The sequence below is a fragment of the Streptomyces sp. NRRL F-5727 genome (assembly GCF_000719555.1).
In the GTDB taxonomy this organism is placed as follows: domain Bacteria; phylum Actinomycetota; class Actinomycetes; order Streptomycetales; family Streptomycetaceae; genus Streptomyces.
Window position 1 is genome coordinate 35,801 of sequence record NZ_JOGX01000024.1, and the last position, 19,970, is coordinate 55,770.

Below are 19,970 nucleotides of genomic sequence, written 5' to 3' on the forward strand. Positions count from 1 at the left end.
CTCCGACGCGCGGTGTCGGTCCCCGCCCGCCGCCCGCCTCCGGGGGATCCTCGACCCATGGACTGGCTGACCAAGCTTCCCGTCATCGGCCCCTGGGTCGCCCGGCTCATGAAGACGCACGCGTGGCGCTCCTACGAGCGGCTCGACGAGGTGCACTGGAGCAGGCTCGCCGCCGCCCTCACCTTCCTCTCCTTCCTCGCCCTCTTCCCGCTGATCACCGTCGCCGCCGCGATCGGCGCCGCGCTGCTCACCGACGACCAGCTCGCCCGCATCGAGGAGAAGCTCTCCGACCAGGTCCCCGGCATCTCCGACCAGCTCGACATCGGCGGACTCGTCGCCAACGCCGGCACCGTCGGACTCGTCGCCGGCGCCCTGCTGCTCCTCACCGGCATCGGCTGGATCGGCTCGATGCGGGACTGCCTGCGCGCAGTCTGGGGCCTCGACGACGTCGACGAGGGCAACCCGGTGCTCCGCAAGGGCAAGGACGCCGTCATCCTCGTCGGCCTCGGCGGCGTCGCCCTCTGCTCCCTCGCCGCCTCCTGGCTCGGCTCCACCGCCGTCGGCTGGAGCGCCGACCGGCTCGGCATCTCCGGCGGCGGCGCCGGCGGCGTCCTGCTCCAGGCCGCCGCCGTGCTCGTGGCGATGGCCGCCGACTTCCTGATCCTGCTGTACGTCCTCAAGCTGCTGCCGGGCGTCGACCCGCCGCGCCGCCGGCTCGTCGTCGCCGCGCTGATCGCCGCGGCCGGCTTCGAACTCCTGAAGCTGCTGCTCGGCGGCTATATGCGGGAGGTCGCGGCGAAGTCGATGTACGGCGCCTTCGGCGTACCGGTGGCGCTGCTCCTCTGGATCAACTTCACCGCGAAGCTCCTGCTGTTCTGCTCCGCGTGGACGGCGGTGGGGTCACTCGGCACCTCCGCTACGGAGCCACGCCCGACCCCGACCCCGACTCCGACTCCGACCCCGGCCCCGACCCCGGCTCCGACTCCGGAGACGGATCGGCGCCCCCCGCACGAGGACGCGAACGGGGACGGCGAAGGCGCCCCCCACCGTCCGCCGCGGGCCAGCGACGATTGACCAGGAACACCGCGGCCGCGACCAGCACCAGCACCCCGCCCGCGATGGCGAGCGCGATCCCGACCCCGCCCGAGTGCTCCTCGGAGGCGGCCGCGACGGCCGGCCCGCCCGTCTCCGGAAGCTCCTTGCCCGGGGCGGGCGCGCCCGACTCCGTACCGCCCACCGGACGGGCCGACGGCCGCGCGTTCTTCGGCGGCACCAGCTCACCCACCGGCGTCACCTTCCCGGACGCCGCGAACCCCCAGTCGAGCAGCCGCGCGGCCTCCTTGTAGACCGCGTGCTGCTCATTCGACGAGGGGTTCATGACCGTCACGAGCAACACCCGCCCGTTCCGCTCGGCGACCCCGGTGAAGGTGGCGCCCGCGTGCGTGGTGTTGCCGTTCTTCACGCCGGCGATGCCCGGGTAGGGGGCGATGCCGAAGTCGCCGGTCAGCAGCCGGTTGGTGTTCTGGATCTCGAAGGTCTCCCGCTTCTTGCCCGGCTTCGCCTCGCCGGGGAAGGCCGCGCGCGGGGTCGCCGCGTACTCCCGGAACTCCGCCTTCTGCATCCCGCTGCGGGCGATCAGCGTCAGGTCGTACGCCGACGAGACCTGCCCCGGGGCGTCGTAGCCGTCCGGCGACTTGACGTGGGTGTCCAGCGCCTGGAGCTCGACCGCGTGCGCGTTCATCTCGGCCACGGTCTTCGTCAGACCCTGGTTCATCTGCGTCAGGACGTGCACGGCGTCGTTCCCGGAGCGCAGGAAGACCCCCAGCCACAGGTCCCGGACCGTGTAGGTCTGCTTCTCCTTTATCCCGACGAGGCTGGAGCCCTCGCCGAGCCCGGCCAGGTCCTGCGCGGTGACCAGCCGGGTCTGCTTCTTGTCCTTGAACCTGGGCAGCAGCGTGTCCGCGAAGAGCATCTTCAGCGTGGACGCCGGCGCGAGCCGCCAGTGCGCGTTGTGCGAGGCCAGCACCGCGCCGCTCTCCGCGTCCGCCACGATCCACGACCGCGCCGACAGCTCCTTCGGCAGCACCGGCGCCCCGGTCCCCAGCTTCACCTGGGTCCCCGGCAGCCCCAGCAGCACCCCGCCGACCGACGACATGTTCGCCGGCGGCTTCGGCTGCTCGTCCTTCTTCTTCGCCGGAGCCCCCGAGCTCGCCCCGGGCCGGACGGGTTCGTCCGCGTGAGCGGGCCCGGCGGCGATCGCGAGCGGAAGCAACAGCGCGGCGGCGACCGCACCAGCGGTCCTCTGAGAAGCAGACACGATCGAGAACGTACAGGCACGCCTCCCCGATCCGAACCCCGCGGTCCCCTTCCCCCACCCCCGTCCACCCGGACGCGGGCCCCAGGTCACGGACGGCGATACTGAGCCCATGAAGCTCAGCCGCCGCGTCTCCTGGTTCCTGCTCGCGTTCGGAGTCTGGAGCTGGTTCATCTGGATCACTTTCGTCAAGAATCTCTGGAACGACGGCAGCGGTCTCGCCTTCGACGACGCCGGGGACCCGACGGCCTACTTCTGGGTCCATCTGCTGCTCGCCGTGACCTCCTTTGTTCTGGGGACGGCGATCGGCGTGATCGGGTTGCGCGGGGTGCGCGCCTCCCGCCGTTCCTCCGACTGACACAAGAGAGGTACCGGGCGTGATCGCCTTCCTGACCTTCCTGGTCGTGGTCCTCGCGCTGCTCGGCGCGGTCCACTGGTACGTGTGGCGTCGGCTGGTGCGGGACGTCACCGCGCCCGGCGGCCGGGCCCGGCGGCTCGGCACGGTGCTGGTGGTCGTGCTGCCGCTGCTGTCCGTCGGCGCGCTGGCGTCCGGGCGGGCCGGGGTGCCCTTCGTGGTCCAGCAGGTGGTGGCCTGGCCCGGGTTCCTGTGGCTGGCGCTGCTGCTGTACGTGGTGCTGGCGCTGGTCGTCGGCGAGGCCGTGCGGCCGGTGCTGACCCGGGTCCTCGCCCGGCGGGCCGCCGCCGCGCCGGCCGCCGCGCCGGTGGCCGTACCGGCGCCCGCGCCCGTTCCCGTACCGGAGAGGGGGCAGGAGGGCGAGGAGAGCGAAACCGGGGCCGAGCCGGAGGGCGAGACCGGGGCCGGCGTGTCCGCGTCCGGCGTGTCCGCGTCCGATGTGTCGCGGCGGCTCTTCGTGTCCCGGGTGGTCGGCGGGGCCGCGGTCGCCGTCGCCGCGGGGACCGTGGCGAACGGGGCGTACGGGGTACTGCGCGGGCCCCGGGTGAAGCGGGTGACCGTACCGCTGGCCAAGCTGCCCCGCGCCGCGCACGGGTACCGGATCGCGGTCGTCTCCGACATCCACCTCGGGCCGATCCTCGGGCGCGCCCACTCCCAGCGGATCGTCGACACGATCAACGCCACCCAGCCCGATCTGATCGCCGTCGTCGGCGACCTCGTCGACGGCTCCGTCGCGGACCTCGGCCCCGCCGCCGAGCCGCTGGCGCAGCTGCGCGCCCGGCACGGCTCGTTCTTCGTCACCGGCAACCACGAGTACTTCTCCGGCGCCGACGCCTGGGTCGACCACGTCCGTGAGCTCGGCCTGCGCCCGCTGCGGAACGAGCGCCTGGAGATCGCCGCCGGGTTCGACCTGGCCGGCGTGGACGACGTGGCCGGGGAGAGCGAGGGCCGCGGGCCGGACTTCGGACGGGCGCTCGGCGACCGCGACCGGTCCCGGGCGGCCGTCCTCCTCGCCCACCAGCCGATCGTGATCGACGACGCCGTCGCCCACGGGGTGGACCTCCAGCTCTCCGGTCACACCCACGGCGGCCAGCTGTGGCCGGGGAACTTCCTCGCCGAACTCGCCAACCCGACCGTGGCCGGTCTCGAACGGTACGGGGACACCCAGCTGTACGTCTCCCGGGGCGCCGGCGCGTGGGGGCCGCCGGTCCGCGTCGGCGCGCCGTCCGACATCACCGTCGTCCAACTCGCCTCGAAACAGGCGTAATCGGGAGAGAAGCGGAGAGTGTCACTCCCTGCTCCGGGGTGGATACGTGCTGCTCATCGACTTAAATTCGCATTTCCCGGACATATGCATGCGGTGTGAAGATTTCCTCTTCCCCATGTGAAAACCGTGTGATTGGGTGGCGCAAACGCGACGATTCGGGGGCCGTCGCTCTTTGGGGTCTTTGCACGAAAAAAGGAAGCACGGCAATGCGGTCGACGGTCCGTCTCCGGATCCTCATCACTTGTGGAGTACTGGTGGCCGCGGGGGTGGGGGGCTGGCAACTCCTGCCCTCCGACGAGGGCCGTACGGACCCGATCCCCGTCGGCACCACCGACGAGGTCACCTCGCTCGACCCGGCCGGCGCCTACGACGCCGGCTCCTGGGCGATGTACAGCAACGTCTACCAGTCGCTGCTGACCTTCAAGCCGGGCTTCACCACCCCGACCCCGGACGCCGCCGAGAGCTGCAAGTTCGTGGGCGACAAGCTCACCACGTACCAGTGCGTCCTCCGTGACGACCTCACCTTCCCCAGTGGGCGCAAGGTGACGGCCGAGGACGTCGCGTACTCCTTCGACCGGATGCTGAAGATCAAGGCGGAGGTCGGCCCGGCGTCGCTCTTCCCGACCCTGAAGGACGTGCGGGCCGACGGCCGGACCGTCACCTTCAACCTCGGCGCCCGGGACGCCACGTTCCCGCTGAAGCTGGCCACCGGCGCCGGGTCGATCGTCGACCGCGACCGCTACCAGGCCGACACCCTCCGCCAGGACAACGGTGTCGACGGCACCGGCCCGTACGTCCTCAAGGAGTACAAGCCGGGCGAGAGCGCCCTCCTGGAGCCCAACCCGAGGTACCGGGGCGCGCTCGCCGGGACGGGCCGCCCGGTCCGCGTGAAGTACTTCAAGCAGTCCGAGGAGCTGGCGAACGCCTGGAAGTCCGGCGAGGTGCAGGTGACGCACCGCCAGCTCCCGCCGTCCTTCGTGGAGAACCTGGACACCAACGGCGGCACCCGGCTCACCGAGGCGGAGAGCGCCGAGATCCGCAACATCGTCTTCAACACCCGGTCCGACTCGCCGATGGGCGAGAAGGCGGTACGGCAGGCGGTCGCGGCGATCCTCGACCGCCCGGCCATCACCACCGGCGCCTACAAGGGCACGGTCGAGCCGCTGTACTCGCTGATCCCGCAGGGCTTCGTCGGGCACAGCACGGCCTTCTACGACCGCTACCCGTCGCCCGACGCGAAGAAGGCGAAGAAGCTGCTGAAGGACGCCGGGGTGGAGACGCCGGTCGCGTTCACCTTCGGCTACCGCCAGGACGCCACGTACAAGGCCGAGACCGCGCTGATCAAGAAGCAGCTGGAGGAGACCGGCCTGTTCGAGGTGAAGGTGGTGGAGGCCGACTGGCAGAACTTCCAGAAGGGCTACACCAGCGGCGCCTACGACGCCTACACGGTCGGCTGGCTCCCCGACTTCCCCGACTCGGACAGCTTCACGGCCCCGCTCGTCGGCACCGGGAACACCCTGGACAACGGCTACTCCAGCAAGACCGTCGACAAGCTGATCAAGGACACCCAGCAGTTCGACGACCGCTCCCGGACCACCGGCGACTTCAAGTCGATCCAGGAGCAGGTCGCCCAGGACGTGCCGCTGATCCCGGTCTGGCAGAAGAACGACTACGTCCTCGCCACCGAGTCCGTCGGCGGCTCGCAGAACCTCTCCGACGGCACCGGCATCTGGCGCCTGTGGGAGCTGTCCTGGCTCTGACCGCCGGGGCGGTCAGTCCTTCTTCGGGGCGGTCCTGCGGGGCCGCCCCGACGCCGCCATCCCGGCCGCCGTCGGCATGAAGTCGGCGAGCAGTTCGTGGGTCTCCTTGACCAGCGGACGCAGGATCCGGAAGCGGGAGAGCGAGATCGCCCGCGCGGTCACCGGCGCCAGCCGCTCCACGAGCCGCCGGCTGTTGGCGGCGCCCTCGGAGCGGTCGTACACCCAGAACAGCACCAGGCCCATCTGCTGGAGCCACAGCAGCTGCGGCAGGGCCTCGGAGAGCTCGGGGTCGACCTTCACCGAGGCGCCGGAGAGCACCCGGCGGTGCACCTCGATGGCCGCCTCGCGCGGTCCCTCCGACTCGGGCGAGAACGGCGAGAGCGGGCTGTCCGGGTCGGCCGCGTTCTTGAAGAACTGGGCCGCGAACTCGTGGTACGGCTCCGCGATGTCGAGCCAGGCGAGGAGTACGCCCCTGATGCGGGCGACCAGTTCCTTCTCGCCGCCCTCCAGGACCGGCCGGACCGCCGCCTGGTGCTCCTCGGCGATCCGGTCGTAGAAGCCCTGCACCAGGTGCTCCTTGGACGCGAAGTAGTAGTAGGCGTTCCCGACCGAGACCCCGGCCTCCTGGGCGATCGCCCGCATGGTGGTCTTGTCGTACCCCCGCTCCCGGAAGAGCCGCAGGGCGGTCTCCAGGATGAGCGTCCGGGTCTGCTCGCTCTTCGGGGCCTTCGGAGCGGCCGGGGCGTCCGGAGCGTCCTTGGCCTTCGGAGCGTTCGTGGCCTTCGGAGCGACCGGGGCCTTCGGAGCGACCGTGGCCTTGACCGGGGCCTTCTTCTCTTCCTTCGCGTCCTTCACGGGGCCGAGCCTAGCCGGGTGCACCGGGCACGTCGCAGTGCCCGTCCTGGCAGCCGGAGCCCTCCGGACCCCTGAGCGCCTCCCGCCACTTCGCGGCGGCGAGGACGGCGGCGCGGGCGAAGGGCTGCCCGGCGGGGGTGGCGAGCCAGTGGGCCCTGGGCCGGTGTTCGGCCAGCGCCCAGAGGCAGACGATCCAGGCGGCCGAGGCCCGGTAGACCTGGCCCCGGTCCCCGACCACGGTGATCTCCCGCAGGGTCGCGGTGTGGTCGAGGTCGGGGAAGAGCTGCCGGGCCCGCTGCGAGCCGGCCGGGACGAGGTCGAGCGGGACGAGCTGCCGCTGGCGCAGCAGCCAGTGCCTGAGGTGGACGCAGAGCGGGCAGTCGGCGTCGTACAGCACGGTCAGCCGTCCCACGGGGGTCCTGGGGACCGTGGGCGTCCGGGGGTCCGCCGGGGTGGACACGGTGGTCAGACCTGCGGGGCGGGCGGGGCCCACGGGCCGTCCTTGGGGGCGGCGGTCCAGCCCTGCGGGGCGACGGGCGGGACCTGCTCGCGCTCCATGACGCCGCGGCGGCGGATCTTGTTGAGCACGTAGACGTTGCCGAGGTGCATCACGCCGAGGACGAGCAGGACGACGCCGAGCTTGACGGAGAGGGCCTCGAAGAGCGCCCGGGCGTCGAGGACGGCCGCCTCCTGGCTCAGGTAGAGGGCGACGAAGCCGAAGTTGACGAGGTAGAAGCCGACCACCAGGAGGTGGTTGACGGCGTCCGCGAGCTTCTCGTTCCCGTGCAGCACGTCGGAGAGGAAGACCCTTCCGTTGCGGCTGAGGGTGCGGGCGACCCAGATGGTCAGGGCCACGCTGATCAGCAGGTAGACGATGTACGCGACGACAGTGAGGTCCATGCCCCACGCTCCCTTGAACGCGTTCAAATGCTGGCAGGCATGACTGTAGACCCCCTCTTGAACGTGTTCAAGTCCGGGGGTGAAAGGTGTGGCCCGCCCTGTCAGGTGCGTCTAGAGTCACGGGAGTGACGCTCTCTCATGACACGGCCGGCACCGGCACCCAGACCGTCGTCCTGCTGCACTCCGGGGTCTGCGACCGCCGGATGTGGGAGGGCCAGTTCCACGCCCTCGCCGCGGCCGGGCACCACGTCGTCCGCTGCGACCTCCGCGGCTTCGGCGAGACCCCCCTCGACGCCCCGCACGTCCACGCCGACGACGTACGGGACCTCCTCGACCACCTCGGCGTCGAGCGGTCCGTCCTCGTCGGCTCCTCCTTCGGCGGCGAGGTCGCCCTGGAGGTCGCCGTCCGTCACCCCGAGCGGGTCGCCGCCCTCGCCCTGCTCTGCGCCGCCGCCCCCGTCGAGCACGACGCCGGACCCGAACTCCGGGCCTTCTTCGGGCAGGAGGACGCCCTCCTCGCAGCCGGCGACGTCGACGCCGCCACCGCCCTCAACGTCGACCTGTGGTGCGGCCCCGACGCGGGACCCGAGGCCCGCGCCCTCGTCCACGCCATGCAGCGGCGCGCCTTCGAGCTCCAGCTCGCCGCCCCCGACGAGCACGGCGCCCAGCCGTCCGGCGTCACCCAGGGCGACCTCGAGGGCATCACCGTGCCCGCCCTCGTCGTCACCGGCGCCCACGACGTCCCCGACTTCCGCGTCATCGCCGAGAAGACCGCCGCCCTCCTCCCGGACGCCCGCCGCGTCGAACTCGACTGGGCCGGCCACCTGCCGTCCCTGGAGCGCCCCGAGGAGACCCTGGCCCTGCTGACGGACTTCCTGTCCGGCCTCAGCGCCCCCGCCGCAGCTGGGCGGTGATCGTCGGGTCGGTGATCCGGTCGTCGGCGGCCAGCAGGAACGCCTTCGACAGGATCACCGACAGCATCCCCCCGTCCTCCTCGAACGGCAGGAACACCTTCCCCGCCGCCCGCCCGGCCTCCCGCGACCGGTCCACCACCACGCACAGATACGCGTCCGAGGGCTCCATCAGCACGTTCCCCGAGCCCAGATGGATCCGGTACGCGCCCAGCTGCCCCCGCACCCGCAGGAACCGGTCCGTCAGCTCCACCCGGTCCGCGAGCCGGGTCCGCGGCAGCAGCCGGGCCAGCGTCTCCCGCCGCACCCGCGCCCCCGCCGTCAGCTCCCCGAACCCCCAGCTCCGCCAGTAGGCGCCGTAGCCCCGGTCCTCGCCCCGGTCCCGCCACTCCGGGTCCGCCCCGACCGACGCCACGCCCACGAACAGGTCCACGTCCCGCAGCGCCTCCGACAGCACCAGCGCCGGCACCTCCGCCAGCTCCGCCCGCTCCCACGCGCCGCGCGGACCCGCCGCGCCCGCCCGCCGCTCGAACCGCACCTGATCGGTCGAGCAGAGCGCGGCGGCCCCGTCCGAGACCGCCCCGCCGTCGACCAGCTCCACGAGGAACCGGGCCCGCCACCGGACCCCCTCCGCCGCCGGCAGCCCGCCCGGCGCGGGCAGCTCCTTCACCATCTCCGAGGAGTCGCCGTCGGAGAAGTACCCCAGGTGCCGCCCCGCCCAGCCCCGGCCCGTCATCAGCGCCCGGGCCTGCCCGTACCGCAGCACGTGCCCCGCGAAGCGGTTCGAGTACGAGACCGTCTCCCGCTCGGCCGGCGTCAGCGGGTACACCTCCCGGAACACCTGTTTGAACGGCTGCCGCCGCTCCCGGTCGAGCAGCGCCGCCCGCCACCCGGCGACCTCCTCGTCCCCGGCCCGCAGCGGATGCCACAGCCGCAGCCGGTCGCCCGCCCCGACCGGCCGCGCGGTGCCGTCCGCCGCCGCGAGCACCCAGCCGCCGCCCGCCCGCTCCGGCAGCCCGGCGGTCCACCCCCCGGCGCCGTCGCCGGCCTCCCAGACCAGCGCCCGGGCCACGACCCCCGTCACCGGATGGTCCGCGTAGTACCGGCGCCAGTCCTCCGCCGGCCAGGACGTGCCCGCCGCCAGGTGCTCCTCCAGCCGGGCCCGCTCCTCCGAGAGCAGCGCCGACGCCTTCCGCAGCCCGGCCCGCACCTCCTTCAACTCCTCGGCGCGCGCCTCCCGCACCTCCTTCGGCGCGGTCTTCAGGAGCCTCCCCTCCGGGCCCCTGAAGGAGAGCAGCGCCGTGCCCGGCTCCCGTACCGCCAGCTCCGCCGTGTACGCCCCCAGGGCCGTCTCGCGCACCCCTCGCCCGTCGAGCCCGAGGTCCGGCACGGCCCGCTCCCGCAGCATCGACGCGGTCATCCCGGCCCGCGCGGCGACCGTCTCCGTGGCGCGCGCGATCCCCTTGGCCACCGTCCGGTTGACCACCCGCCGCGGCAGCCGCCCCAGCTCGGCGACGGCCTCCTCGGCGCGCTCGGCCGTGCACTCCCCGAGCACCGCGACGGCCGTCGTGGCGAGCGGCTGGCTGCGGCAGATCCCCCCGGACCCGCCGAGCCCCGTCCCCGCGTTCAGCGCCACGGCCCCCAGCAGCGGCACCACCCACTCCTCCCCGAGGCCCAGCGAGGCCCACAACAGGCCCCGGACGAGGGAGGTGTTGGCGTCCCCGGCGAGCGAGACGAGCCCCATACCGAACGGGTCCACGTCGTGCACCCGGTGCTGGGGCTGCGCGGCGATCCCCTCCAGGAGCAGCCGCACCACCTCCGCCCCGCGCTCGGCGCCGGCCAGCAGCTCCGCCGCCCGCCGCCGCCACACCCGGGTGGCGCGCGGCTTGTCGAGCAGCGCGCAGTGCCCGAGGAACGCGGCCACCCCCGCACCCGACAGCAGCTCGCCGTGGGCGGCCCGCATCGCGGGGCCGTAGTCGTCGAGCTCGTCGAGCAGGTGCCGGGGGAGCCGGCGGTCGACGACCGGGGCCTCACGAGCCAGCAGGACGTCGATCCGGCGCCGGATCTCCCCGTACTCCTCGGCCCTCCTGTCCCACCGGTAGGACTCGGCGAGGCGGCGGAGCGTCCGCAGCCGCGTCCGGTCGTACTCCCCGGCCTGCTCGGCCGCCGAGACGGCGATCGGCACCACGACCGGGAACGCCTCGCGCAGCTCGTACGGGCCGAACACCGAGTCCCGGCCGAGGAGACGGGCGAGCATCAGGTCGGACTCGGCGGCCGACCAGCCCAGCCGCTGCCCCGCCAGATGGGCGAGCCCGCGCTCCGCGGAACCCCGGTGCGTCCCCGGGCGCTGGAGCGCGAACGCCGCCGCGCGCCGTCCCGCCGGGTCCAGGGAGTCCAGAAACCGCTCCAGCGTCCCCGTCGCCCCGGCCCGCTCGCGGGCCACCGCCTCGTCCAGCCCGTCGACCGGGCCCGTGATCCCCACCATGCCGACCACGGTAGGGCCACCCACCGACAGCGCCCTCAGCGCAGCCTCCGCACCCCCGGCACCAGCGCCGTCGCCAGGCAGCAGCCGCCGACCAGGACGGCCGCCACGACCAGGGGCACGCCCGGGCCCCAGGCGTCGGCGGCGAGCGGGGCCAGGGCGTAGCCGACCGGCATCGCGGCGAAGGAGAGCAGCGAGTCGTACGAGACGACCCGGGCCAGCACCTGTTCGGGCACCGCGCGCTGGACGACCGTGTCCCAGACGGGGGTGAGGAAGCCGAGGCCGGCCTGCGCGAGTCCGTACGCGGCGATGACGGCCCAGGCGGGCGCCCCGGCGGCGAGCAGCAGCAGCGGCAGCGCGTAGCTCGCCAGGGCGAGGTTGGCGGTCAGGACGGGCCGGGCGGGCCGCAGCCGGTCGGCGAGGAGCGAGCCGGCGAGCAGGCCCACCGCGCCCACCTGGAGCAGCAGCACCCAGGCGCCCGCGCCGCCGAGCCGGTCGAGGGCGAGGGCGGGGCCGAGGGTCATCAGGACGGCGGCGGCGCCGTTCCAGGCGCTGTGGGCGACCAGGCTGGTCCAGTACCAGTCGCGGGACCTGACCTCCCGCCAGCCCTGGCGCAGGTCGGTGAGGAAGGACCGGCGGGGGACCGGCACCCGGTCGATCCGCAGGACGGCGAGGAGCGCGGCGCTCACCGCGAAGGAGGCCGCGTCCAGGACGAAGGCCCAGCCGGGGCCGACGGTGAGGACGAGCGCGCCGGCGAGCGCGGGCCCGCCCACGCGGGTGGCGCTGTGCGCGATGCCCATGGCGGCGTTGGCCCGGAGCAGTCCGGCCTCGGCCACGGTTCCGCGCACCAGCGGGGAGGCGGTCGGCATGGCGAAGGCCCCGGCCGCGCCGCCGGCGGCCGAGGCGGTGGCGATCAGCCACAGCGTGGGGCTGCCGCCGAGGAGCTGGAGGCCGACGAGGAGCTGGGTGGCGCACCGGACGAGGTCCATGGCGAGCGCGATGGCGCGGGCGTCGAAGCGGTCGGCGAGGACGCCGCCGACCGGCAGCAGCAGCAGCTTCGGCACCATCGCGCAGGCGAGGACCAGGGCGAGCGCGCCGGTGGAGCCGGTGGCTTCGAGGACGGCGAGGGCGAGCGCGGCGGGGATGACGGCGTCACCGGTGAGCGAGAGGACCCGGCCGGTGAAGAGGAGCCGGAAGGGCCGGGTGCGCAGGGGATGGCGGAGGGGCGGTGGGGCGAGGACGGGAACGGTCATGCCCCGCAGGGTATTTCGGCAGCGAATAATTCGGCAACGAAATATTTCGGCGCGACCGGGCCGGACCCCCGCACGTACGATCACCCCATGAACCAGCCGGACCCCGCAGCGCCCCAGGAACAGGACTGGACCGACGGCCACGTGGCCCGCTGGCAGCCCGTTCTGCCCGACCTCGACCCCGTCGTCGAGGGCGCCGTCACCCGGATGAAGAAGCTCTCCGTCCACCTCCGCCGGGTCCGCGAGCAGTCCCTCGTCGACTTCGACCTCGAACGCCACGAGTTCGACACGCTGCACAAACTGGCCGGCCGCGGCGGCTCCGCCGCCCCCTCCGAACTGGCCCAGGACCTCGACCTGGCCCCCGCCTCGGTCACCGGCCGCCTCGACGCCCTGGAGAAGCGCGGCCTCGTCCGCCGCACCCCCTCCACCACCGACCGCCGCCGGGTCGTCGTCGAGCTCACCGACGCCGGCCGCACCACCTGGCTCGGCGCCATGGACGTCCTCGGCCACGAGGAGGAACGCCTCCTCGGCGTCCTCACCCCCGCCGAACGCACCACCCTCAACGACCTGCTCCGCCGCGTCATGCTCGCCGCCGAGGAGGACCCGGCCGCCCCGCACTGGCACTGACCCGCTGTCAGTGGCGGGCCCTACGCTCGGCGCCCATGGGAACAGTCACCTTCGTCGACGAGACGACCCTGGGCGCCCGCACCGCCCGCGCGCCCCTCGCCGTCCCCGAGGAGCGCCTGCCGCTGCGCGAGCTGATAGCCCGCCGGGTCGCCCTGGAGACCGCCCCGGAGGAGTACGAGGCCGCGCTCGCCCGCGCCCTGGACGCCTTCTCCCGCAACGGCTTCCTGGTCCTGGTCGGCGACCGCCAGATCGAGGACCCGGACGAGACGGTGACGGTGGGCCCGGCCACCGAGGTCGTCTTCTTGAAGCTGGTCCCGCTCGTCGGCGGCTGACCCCGCCCCCCGTACACGCGGGAAGGCCCCGCCTCCCAGGGGGAGACGGGGCCTTCCGCGACACTCGGAAGAGGTCAGAAGCGACGCGTGATCAGCGCGCGCTTCACTTCCTGGATCGCCTTGGTGATCTCGATGCCACGCGGGCAGGCGTCCGTGCAGTTGAACGTCGTGCGGCAGCGCCACACGCCGTCCTTGTCGTTCAGGATCTCCAGGCGCTGCTCGCCCGCCTCGTCACGCGAGTCGAAGATGAAGCGGTGCGCGTTGACGATCGCGGCCGGACCGAAGTACTGGCCGTCGTTCCAGAAGACCGGGCAGGACGACGTGCACGCGGCGCACAGGATGCACTTGGTGGTGTCGTCGAAGCGCTCGCGGTCCTCGGCGGACTGCAGGCGCTCGCGGGTCGGCTCGTTCCCCTTGGTGACGAGGAACGGCATGACGTCGCGGTACGCCTGGAAGAAGGGCTCCATGTCGACCACGAGGTCCTTCATCACGGTGAGGCCCTTGATGGGCTCGACCGTGATCGGCTTCTCGGGGTTGAGGTCCTTGATCAGCGTCTTGCAGGCGAGACGGTTCTTGCCGTTGATCCGCATGGCGTCGGAACCGCAGATGCCGTGCGCGCAGGAGCGACGGAAGGTGAGCGTGCCGTCCAGGTCCCACTTGATCTTGTGGAGACCGTCGAGCACACGCTCCTTCGGGTCGATCTCGACCTGGAAGTCCTCCCAGACCACCGCGTCCGAGACCTCGGGGTTGAAGCGGCGGATCCGGAAGGTGACCGTGATGTAGGGGGAGGCGGCGGACTCCGCCTCGACCTTGTCCAGAACGGGGGTGGCCATCAGTACTTACGCTCCATCGGCTGGTAGCGGGTCGTCACGACCGGCTTGTAGTCGAGACGCACGGTCTCGGAGCCGTCCTCGCCGACCTCGCGGTACGCCATCGTGTGGCGCATGAAGTTGACGTCGTCGCGGTTCGGGTAGTCCTCGCGGTAGTGACCGCCGCGGGACTCCTTGCGCGCCAGGGCCGAGACGGCCATGACCTCGGCCAGTTCGAGCAGGTTGCCCAGCTCGATGGCCTCCAGGAGGTCGGTGTTGAAGCGCTTGCCCTTGTCCTGGATGGACACGTTCTTGTAGCGCTCGCGCAGCTCGGCGATCTTCTCGACGGCCGTCTTGATGGTCTGCTCCGTGCGGAACACCATCACATTGGCGTCCATCGTCTCCTGGAGCTCGCGGCGCAGGTCGGCGACCCGCTCGCTGCCCGTGGAGTTGCGCAGGTTCTCGATCTGCGAGACGACCAGCGCCTCCGGGTTCTCCGGCAGCTCGACGTAGTCGTGCTTGTGGGAGTACTCGGCGGCGGCGATGCCCGCGCGGCGCCCGAAGACGTTGATGTCGAGCAGCGAGTTGGTGCCCAGGCGGTTGGCGCCGTGCACCGACACGCAGGCGACCTCGCCGGCCGCGTACAGGCCCGGGACGACGGTGGTGTTGTCCGACAGGACCTCACCCTCGACGTTGGTCGGGATGCCGCCCATGGCGTAGTGCGCGGTGGGCTGGATCGGGATCGGGTCCGTGTACGGCTCGATGCCGAGGTACGTACGGGCGAACTCGGTGATGTCCGGGAGCTTGGCGTCGAGCTGCTCCGGCGGGAGGTGCGTCAGGTCCAGGTAGACGTGGTCGCCCTCGGGACCGCAGCCGCGGCCCTCGCGGATCTCCGTGTAGATGGAGCGGGAGACGACGTCACGGGACGCGAGGTCCTTCATGACCGGCGCGTACTTCTCCATGAAGCGCTCGCCGTCCTTGTTGCGGAGGATGCCGCCCTCACCGCGGGCGCCCTCCGTCAGCAGGATGCCCATGCGCCAGATGCCCGTCGGGTGGAACTGGAAGAACTCCATGTCCTCCAGGGGCAGGCCGCGGCGGTAGCAGGCGGCCTGGCCGTCACCGGTCAGGGTGTGGGCGTTGGAGGTCACCTTGAAGAACTTGCCGGTGCCGCCGGAGGCGTAGATGACCGCCTTCGCCTGGAAGATGTGGATCTCGCCGGTGGCCAGCTCGTAGGCGACGACGCCGGCGGAGTGCTTGACCCCGTCGACCTCGGTGATCAGCTGGTCCAGGACGTAGAACTCGTTGAAGAACTCCACGCCCTCCTTGACGCAGTTCTGGTACAGCGTCTGGAGGATCATGTGGCCGGTGCGGTCCGCGGCGTAGCAGGACCGGCGGACCGGGGCCTCGCCGTGGTTGCGGGAGTGACCGCCGAAGCGGCGCTGGTCGATGGTGCCGTCCGGGGTCCGGTTGAACGGCAGGCCCATCTTCTCCAGGTCGAGGACGGCGTCGATGGCCTCCTTCGCCAGGATCTCGGCGGCGTCCTGGTCGACCAGGTAGTCACCGCCCTTGACCGTGTCGAAGGTGTGCCACTCCCAGTTGTCCTCCTCCACGTTGGCCAGCGCGGCGGCCATGCCGCCCTGCGCGGCGCCCGTGTGGGAGCGGGTCGGGTAGAGCTTCGTCAGCACGGCGGTGCGGCTGCGCTTCGTCGCCTCGATGGCGGCGCGCATGCCGGCGCCGCCGGCGCCGACGATGACGGTGTCGTACTTGTGGATCTTCATGGCGTGGTTACCTCAGCCCCGTGCCTAGCGGATGTTCGGGTCGAAGGTGAAGATCACCAGCGTGCCCAGAAGGATGGTGAACACCGTGGCGGTGTACAGCAGGCCCTTGAGCCACAGGCGCGTGTTGGGGCGCTCCGCGTAGTCGTTGATGACGGTACGGAGGCCGTTGGCGCCGTGCAGCATGGCGAGCCACAGCATCAGCAGGTCCCAGACCTGCCAGAACGGAGACGCCCAGCGGCCGGCCACGAAGGCGAAGCCGATCTTGGAGACGCCGCCGTCCAGGAAGAGCTGGATCAGCAGGTGGCCGAGGACGAGGACCACGAGGACGACGCCCGAGAGGCGCATGAAGAGCCACGCGGCCATCTCGAAGTTGCCGCGGGTGGCGCGCGGGGTCTTGCCCGTGCGCTTGCGGGGGGCCTCGATGTACGGGGCGGGGTTGTCCACGTCGTAGGAGGCGCCCTCGACGGGACCGATCGCGGAAGTGGTGTCAGCAGACATGATCGGCGTCAGCTCCCGAACAGTTCACGTGCGGCGTGGCCGAGGATGGGGTACAGCGAACCCGCCATCAGCACGACCCAGATGCCCACGACGGTCCAGAGCATCTGCTTCTGGTAGCGCGGGCCCTTGGACCAGAAGTCCACGGCGATGACCCGGAGGCCGTTCAGCGCGTGGAAGAGGATGGCGGCGACCAGGCCGTACTCCAGAAGAGCGACGATCGGCGTCTTGTAGGTCGCGACGACCTCGTCGTACGCCTCGGGGGAGACGCGGACGAGAGCGGTGTCCAGCACGTGTACGAACAGGAAGAAGAAGATGAGGACGCCGGTGACTCGATGAGCCACCCAGGACCACATTCCTTCCCGGCCGCGGTACAGCGTTCCAGCCGGCACGGAAAAACCCTCCGGGAGCGGGGATCGGGGCCCGGCCGGCTTCTCTGTCGGTCTGGCCCGGCCGGGTACGGTCCACCGGCCCCGGTCATCGTAGCGACGACTTGTCGGTTCGCTCGCGCGGGGTCCGTCAGTGTGATCAAACAGGCACGGACGGACTATCGTCCGCGGCGGAATCAGCCCAATCCGCGGAGAATCACAGGTCCTGGCGGTGGTGGGTGAGCCCCTGGGCGAGCGTGAAGGCGAGCCGGGAGCGGGCGAGCCGGCGCAGTTCGTCGGCCGCGACGGCCCGCTCCTCCTCCGGTTCGTTGCCGAGACGTGACCGGATGCCGGCCAGGACGGCGTCCAGACGCTCGCCCGGCCGCACTCCGTCCAGGCTGATGACGAACGCGTGGCCGAACCGGCTCTCGTACGCGGCGTGGGCGGCGCGCAGCGCGGTCCGGGCGGCCGGCGGCGCGTCCGGGTGCGGCAGCGCGGAGGACTCGGCGGCCAGCGCCTCGTCGAGATCGGCGCCGGTCAGGTCGTACCCGGCCTCCTCGGCGGCGGCCAGCACGGCGTCCACCGTGGGGTAGGGCCGGTGGGCGGCGATCCGCTCGGCCCAGCGCCGGCTGTGGCAGCAGGAGAGCAGCAGCCTGACCGCGTCGGCGGGGGCCGCCGCGTTGAGCAGCAGGGGGCCGCGCGGGCCGCCGGAGGACTTCTGGGCGGGTATGGCAGGCGCGTCCGCCGGAGCCGGGGTGCGGCAGGGGGCGTGGGTGTCGCTGGTCAGCGTGGGCTCCGGGACGGCGGGACGAAAGGGGTGGGCGTGACGCAACGTTATCGACGGGACGGGGGAAGTGTCCGACGGGTGCGCGAATTTCACCCGGAAGGGAGAGTTTGGGAACGTGTGATGGACGTGGACATTCCGTTCGGCCGGTGAGGAACCGCGGCGGGACGACTGGCCGGTCCGCCGGGGGTGCGGGAGGATGCCGTGTGATGCGGCACTTCCCACGGGGCCCCCTGCGCGGCCCGGCACTCCTGGCGGCCGCGGTGGCCCTGACCGCCGTGGCGGCCTGTTCGAACGGCTCCCCGTCCGGTGCGGGCTCCCCCTCCCCGGCCCCGCCCGGCGGTACGTCCCCGGGCACCACGGCCGCCGAGCCGACCCCGACCCCCACGCCCACGCCCACGCCCACCCGGACGTATCCGCTCTCCACCGCCCCCCGCACGGTTCCCGCCGTCCGCTCCCACGAGCCGGCCCGCGGCCCGGGCTGGAAGCCCGCCGCGACCGCCGGGGTGGTCCTCGGCGCGGACAGCGCGGGCCTCGCCGACGAGGGCCGGCTGCTCGCCCGGGAGCTGGGCCTGCGCTACCGGGGCGAGGCCGCCGCGGGCCCCGGCGACGTCGAGCTGGCGCTCGGCGGGCCGGGTGCCCCCGAGTCGTACACGCTCACCGTGAAGGACGGCCGGGTCCGCGTCACCGGCCCCGACGAGGCCGGCGTCTTCTACGGCACCCGCACCCTCAAGCAGTCCGTCAGGTCCGCCGGGACGATGCCCGAGGGCACCGTCACCGACCGGCCGGCCAAGCCGCAGCGCGGGCTCAACGTCGACATCGCCCGCAAGCACTTCACCGCGGAGTGGCTGGAGGACCGCATCCGGGAGATGGGCGACCTCAAGCTCAACCAGCTCGGTCTGCACTTCTCCGACGACCAGGGCTTCCGGATCGAGTCCGACTCGCACCCCGAGGTCGTCTCCCGGCAGCACCTCACCAAGGCGGAGGTGCGCCGGATCCTCGCCCTCGCCGCGAGCCGGCACATCACCGTCGTCCCCGAGATCGACTCGCCCGGACACCTCGGCGCGGTCATCGCCGCCCACCCCGACCTCCAGCTGGTCAGCGCGAGCGGCCGCACCCCGCGCGGCGCCGTCGACATCTCCGACCCGGACGCGGCCCGGATCGTCGACGACCTGCTGCGCGAGTACACCGCCCTCTTCCCCGGCGCCTACTGGCACCTCGGCGCCGACGAGTACGTGGCGCTCATGGCGAAGGACCCCGAGGCCAGCTACCCGCAGCTCGCGGCGGCGGCACGGAAGGCGTACGGGCCCTCCGGCCGCGTCCAGGACCTGGCCACCGACTGGCTCAACGACCGCGCCGCGACGGTCCGCCCGACCGGCAAGACCCTCAAGGCGTGGAACGACGGCTTCTTCGCCGGCGGCGTGGTGAGCGCGGCGAAGGACATCGAGGTCGAGTACTGGACCGGCAAGGAGTACGGCGCCCGGCCCCCGCTCCCGTACCTCCAGGCGGGCCGCCGGCTGGTCAACCTCAACGACGAGTACCTCTACTACGTGCTCGGCGAGCCCAACGCCTTCACCTACCCGACCGGCCGCCGCATCTACGAGCAGTGGACCCCGCTGGTCGTCCGCGGCACCACCCCGGTCCCGGCCCGCTACGACGCGCAGATCCAGGGCGCCCGGCTCGCCGTCTGGTGCGACTTCGCGAACGCCCAGACCCAGGACCAGGTCGCCGCCGGCATCCGCCTCCCGCTCGCGGCCCTCTCCCAGAAGGTGTGGGACTCCCGCAAACCCACCCGGAGCTGGTCCGACTTCCGCGCGCTGGCGCTGAAGGTACGCGGCTGAGCTGCGGTTTCTCCCTGGACGGAACGGTTCCGGGTGGCATAGGTTCCGGCCCGGCCCCTTGGGGGAGGGGCGCTTCCGGTCATCCGAGTTCCTGGGGGGAACCTTCATGCTGCGCAATCCCAACGGCCTGGCCACGGCCGTGACCGTCCTGCTGGGCGTCGACGTCCTCCTCTGCCTGCTGAACGCGGGCACCGAGGCATGGCTCCTCGCCGACCCGCTGGCCGCCGCCGAGGCGTTCGCCGGCATCGAGGCCGGCGGCCTGGCCCTGCTGACCGTCGCCTTCGCCCTCACCGGCATCGCGACCGCCGTCGTCTTCGTCATCTGGTTCCACCGGGTCCGGCAGAACGCCGGGGTCTTCGCCCCCGACAGCCAGACCCGGTCGGCGGGCTGGGCCGTCGGCGCCTGGTTCATCCCGCTCGCCAACCTGTGGATCCCGCGGCAGATCGCCGTCGAGGTCTGGCGGGCCAGCCGCCGGGACCCGTCCGCCCCCGACGGCGCGCGGGAGCTCACGGTGCTCAACTCCTGGTGGACGTGTTTCGTGGTCGGAGTGGTGCTCGACCGGCTGTCCGGCTCGCTCTACGACCAGGCCGAGACGCTGGACGCGCTGACCACCGCCGCTGCCTGGTCCCTGGCCGGATACGCCTTCATCGTCGCCGCCGGCGTTCTCGCCGTCCTCTTCGTCCGACGTCTGACCTCTATGCAGCACGCCAAGGCCACTGGCATGCTTTCGGCCGCCAGGTGACGAGAAAGCGCCCTTCGGCGCAGAAGTGGACGTAGAGCGT

Annotated in this window: 19 protein-coding genes and 1 pseudogene; 9 read left to right on the forward strand and 11 right to left on the reverse strand. The window is 72.5% G+C overall.

Going from position 1 to position 19,970, the window contains the following annotated elements:
• Positions 1–57: 57 nt before the first annotated feature.
• Complete coding sequence (locus IF73_RS39570; RefSeq protein ID WP_078868118.1) at positions 58–1,074, forward strand: YihY/virulence factor BrkB family protein; 1,017 nt, start codon at positions 58–60, stop codon at positions 1,072–1,074.
• Between the two features lie 355 nt (positions 1,075–1,429).
• Here IF73_RS39570 and IF73_RS42730 read toward each other — a convergent pair.
• Positions 1,430–2,488: pseudogene (locus IF73_RS42730) on the reverse strand (D-alanyl-D-alanine carboxypeptidase family protein); the annotation flags it as partial.
• Between IF73_RS42730 and IF73_RS0118025 the strand changes: the two are divergent.
• The 3 genes from IF73_RS0118025 (at position 2,427) to IF73_RS0118035 (ending at position 5,756) form a co-directional block, all read left to right on the forward strand.
• Positions 2,427–2,672: an SCO4848 family membrane protein gene (locus tag IF73_RS0118025; RefSeq protein ID WP_031009078.1), complete on the forward strand. Its 246-nt coding sequence runs from the start codon at positions 2,427–2,429 to the stop codon at positions 2,670–2,672. The pseudogene IF73_RS42730 and the gene IF73_RS0118025 overlap by 62 nt on opposite strands.
• 19 nt (positions 2,673–2,691) lie before the next feature.
• The gene (locus tag IF73_RS0118030) at positions 2,692–3,996 is read left to right on the forward strand and encodes a metallophosphoesterase (protein ID WP_031009081.1); all 1,305 of its coding nucleotides are present in this window, start codon (positions 2,692–2,694) and stop codon (positions 3,994–3,996) included.
• A gap of 206 nt (positions 3,997–4,202) precedes the next feature.
• A complete protein-coding gene (locus tag IF73_RS0118035; protein ID WP_031009083.1) occupies positions 4,203–5,756 on the forward strand; it encodes an ABC transporter substrate-binding protein in 1,554 nt (517 codons plus the stop codon).
• A gap of 12 nt (positions 5,757–5,768) precedes the next feature.
• On the opposite strand, the gene IF73_RS0118040 is transcribed toward IF73_RS0118035, so the two are convergent.
• The 3 genes from IF73_RS0118040 to IF73_RS0118050 all read right to left on the reverse strand — a co-directional run bounded on the left by IF73_RS0118040 (position 5,769) and on the right by IF73_RS0118050 (position 7,511).
• Complete coding sequence (locus IF73_RS0118040; protein ID WP_051716966.1) at positions 5,769–6,452, reverse strand: TetR/AcrR family transcriptional regulator; 684 nt, start codon at positions 6,450–6,452, stop codon at positions 5,769–5,771.
• Positions 6,453–6,621: 169 nt separating this feature from the next.
• The gene (locus tag IF73_RS0118045; RefSeq protein ID WP_031009087.1) at positions 6,622–7,023 is read right to left on the reverse strand and encodes a thiol-disulfide oxidoreductase DCC family protein; all 402 of its coding nucleotides are present in this window, start codon (positions 7,021–7,023) and stop codon (positions 6,622–6,624) included.
• 53 nt (positions 7,024–7,076) lie between these two features.
• A complete protein-coding gene (locus IF73_RS0118050) occupies positions 7,077–7,511 on the reverse strand; it encodes a hypothetical protein (protein WP_031009090.1) in 435 nt (144 codons plus the stop codon).
• A gap of 125 nt (positions 7,512–7,636) precedes the next feature.
• On the opposite strand from IF73_RS0118050, the gene IF73_RS0118055 reads away from it, so the two are divergent.
• Positions 7,637–8,425 (forward strand): alpha/beta fold hydrolase, encoded by a 789-nt coding sequence (locus IF73_RS0118055; protein ID WP_031009092.1) that lies wholly within the window; start codon positions 7,637–7,639, stop codon positions 8,423–8,425.
• On the opposite strand, the gene IF73_RS37735 is transcribed toward IF73_RS0118055, so the two are convergent.
• Both IF73_RS37735 and IF73_RS0118065 read right to left on the reverse strand, forming a co-directional pair.
• Positions 8,397–10,907 carry a DUF4132 domain-containing protein gene (locus tag IF73_RS37735; protein WP_158822037.1) on the reverse strand — a complete coding sequence of 837 codons (2,511 nt, stop codon included), beginning with the start codon at positions 10,905–10,907 and terminating at the stop codon, positions 8,397–8,399. The genes IF73_RS0118055 and IF73_RS37735 overlap by 29 nt on opposite strands.
• 35 nt (positions 10,908–10,942) lie before the next feature.
• On the reverse strand, positions 10,943–12,157 hold the full coding sequence (locus IF73_RS0118065) for an MFS transporter (protein WP_031009095.1): 1,215 nt from the start codon (positions 12,155–12,157) through the stop codon (positions 10,943–10,945).
• A gap of 87 nt (positions 12,158–12,244) precedes the next feature.
• Between IF73_RS0118065 and IF73_RS0118070 the strand changes: the two genes are divergently transcribed.
• The gene (locus tag IF73_RS0118070) at positions 12,245–12,781 is read left to right on the forward strand and encodes a MarR family winged helix-turn-helix transcriptional regulator (protein WP_031009096.1); all 537 of its coding nucleotides are present in this window, start codon (positions 12,245–12,247) and stop codon (positions 12,779–12,781) included.
• Positions 12,782–12,816: 35 nt separating this feature from the next.
• Positions 12,817–13,113 (forward strand): hypothetical protein, encoded by a 297-nt coding sequence (locus IF73_RS0118075; RefSeq protein ID WP_031009097.1) that lies wholly within the window; start codon positions 12,817–12,819, stop codon positions 13,111–13,113.
• A 74-nt stretch (positions 13,114–13,187) separates the two neighbouring features.
• Here the strand turns inward: IF73_RS0118075 and IF73_RS0118080 are convergent, their stop codons facing one another.
• The 5 genes from IF73_RS0118080 to IF73_RS37740 all read right to left on the reverse strand — a co-directional run bounded on the left by IF73_RS0118080 (position 13,188) and on the right by IF73_RS37740 (position 17,395).
• Positions 13,188–13,946, reverse strand: a complete 759-nt coding sequence (locus IF73_RS0118080) for a succinate dehydrogenase iron-sulfur subunit (RefSeq protein ID WP_031009100.1) — start codon at positions 13,944–13,946, stop codon at positions 13,188–13,190.
• Positions 13,946–15,700: a succinate dehydrogenase flavoprotein subunit gene (gene sdhA, locus IF73_RS0118085; protein WP_031009101.1), complete on the reverse strand. Its 1,755-nt coding sequence runs from the start codon at positions 15,698–15,700 to the stop codon at positions 13,946–13,948. The genes IF73_RS0118080 and sdhA overlap by 1 nt, the downstream gene beginning before the upstream one ends.
• A gap of 24 nt (positions 15,701–15,724) precedes the next feature.
• The gene (locus tag IF73_RS0118090; protein ID WP_031009103.1) at positions 15,725–16,198 is read right to left on the reverse strand and encodes a succinate dehydrogenase hydrophobic membrane anchor subunit; all 474 of its coding nucleotides are present in this window, start codon (positions 16,196–16,198) and stop codon (positions 15,725–15,727) included.
• An 8-nt stretch (positions 16,199–16,206) separates the two neighbouring features.
• Positions 16,207–16,587 (reverse strand): succinate dehydrogenase, cytochrome b556 subunit, encoded by a 381-nt coding sequence (sdhC, locus tag IF73_RS0118095; protein ID WP_073809812.1) that lies wholly within the window; start codon positions 16,585–16,587, stop codon positions 16,207–16,209.
• 193 nt (positions 16,588–16,780) lie between these two features.
• Entirely contained in the window at positions 16,781–17,395 is a 615-nt protein-coding gene (locus IF73_RS37740; RefSeq protein WP_420706562.1) for a 2-oxo-4-hydroxy-4-carboxy-5-ureidoimidazoline decarboxylase, read from the reverse strand.
• Positions 17,396–17,556: 161 nt separating this feature from the next.
• Between IF73_RS37740 and IF73_RS0118105 the strand changes: the two genes are divergently transcribed.
• A complete protein-coding gene (locus tag IF73_RS0118105; protein WP_051716944.1) occupies positions 17,557–19,188 on the forward strand; it encodes a beta-N-acetylhexosaminidase in 1,632 nt (543 codons plus the stop codon).
• Between the two features lie 106 nt (positions 19,189–19,294).
• Positions 19,295–19,930, forward strand: coding sequence for a DUF4328 domain-containing protein (locus IF73_RS0118110; RefSeq protein ID WP_031009107.1), 636 nt, complete (start codon positions 19,295–19,297; stop codon positions 19,928–19,930).
• Positions 19,931–19,970: the final 40 nt, after the last annotated feature.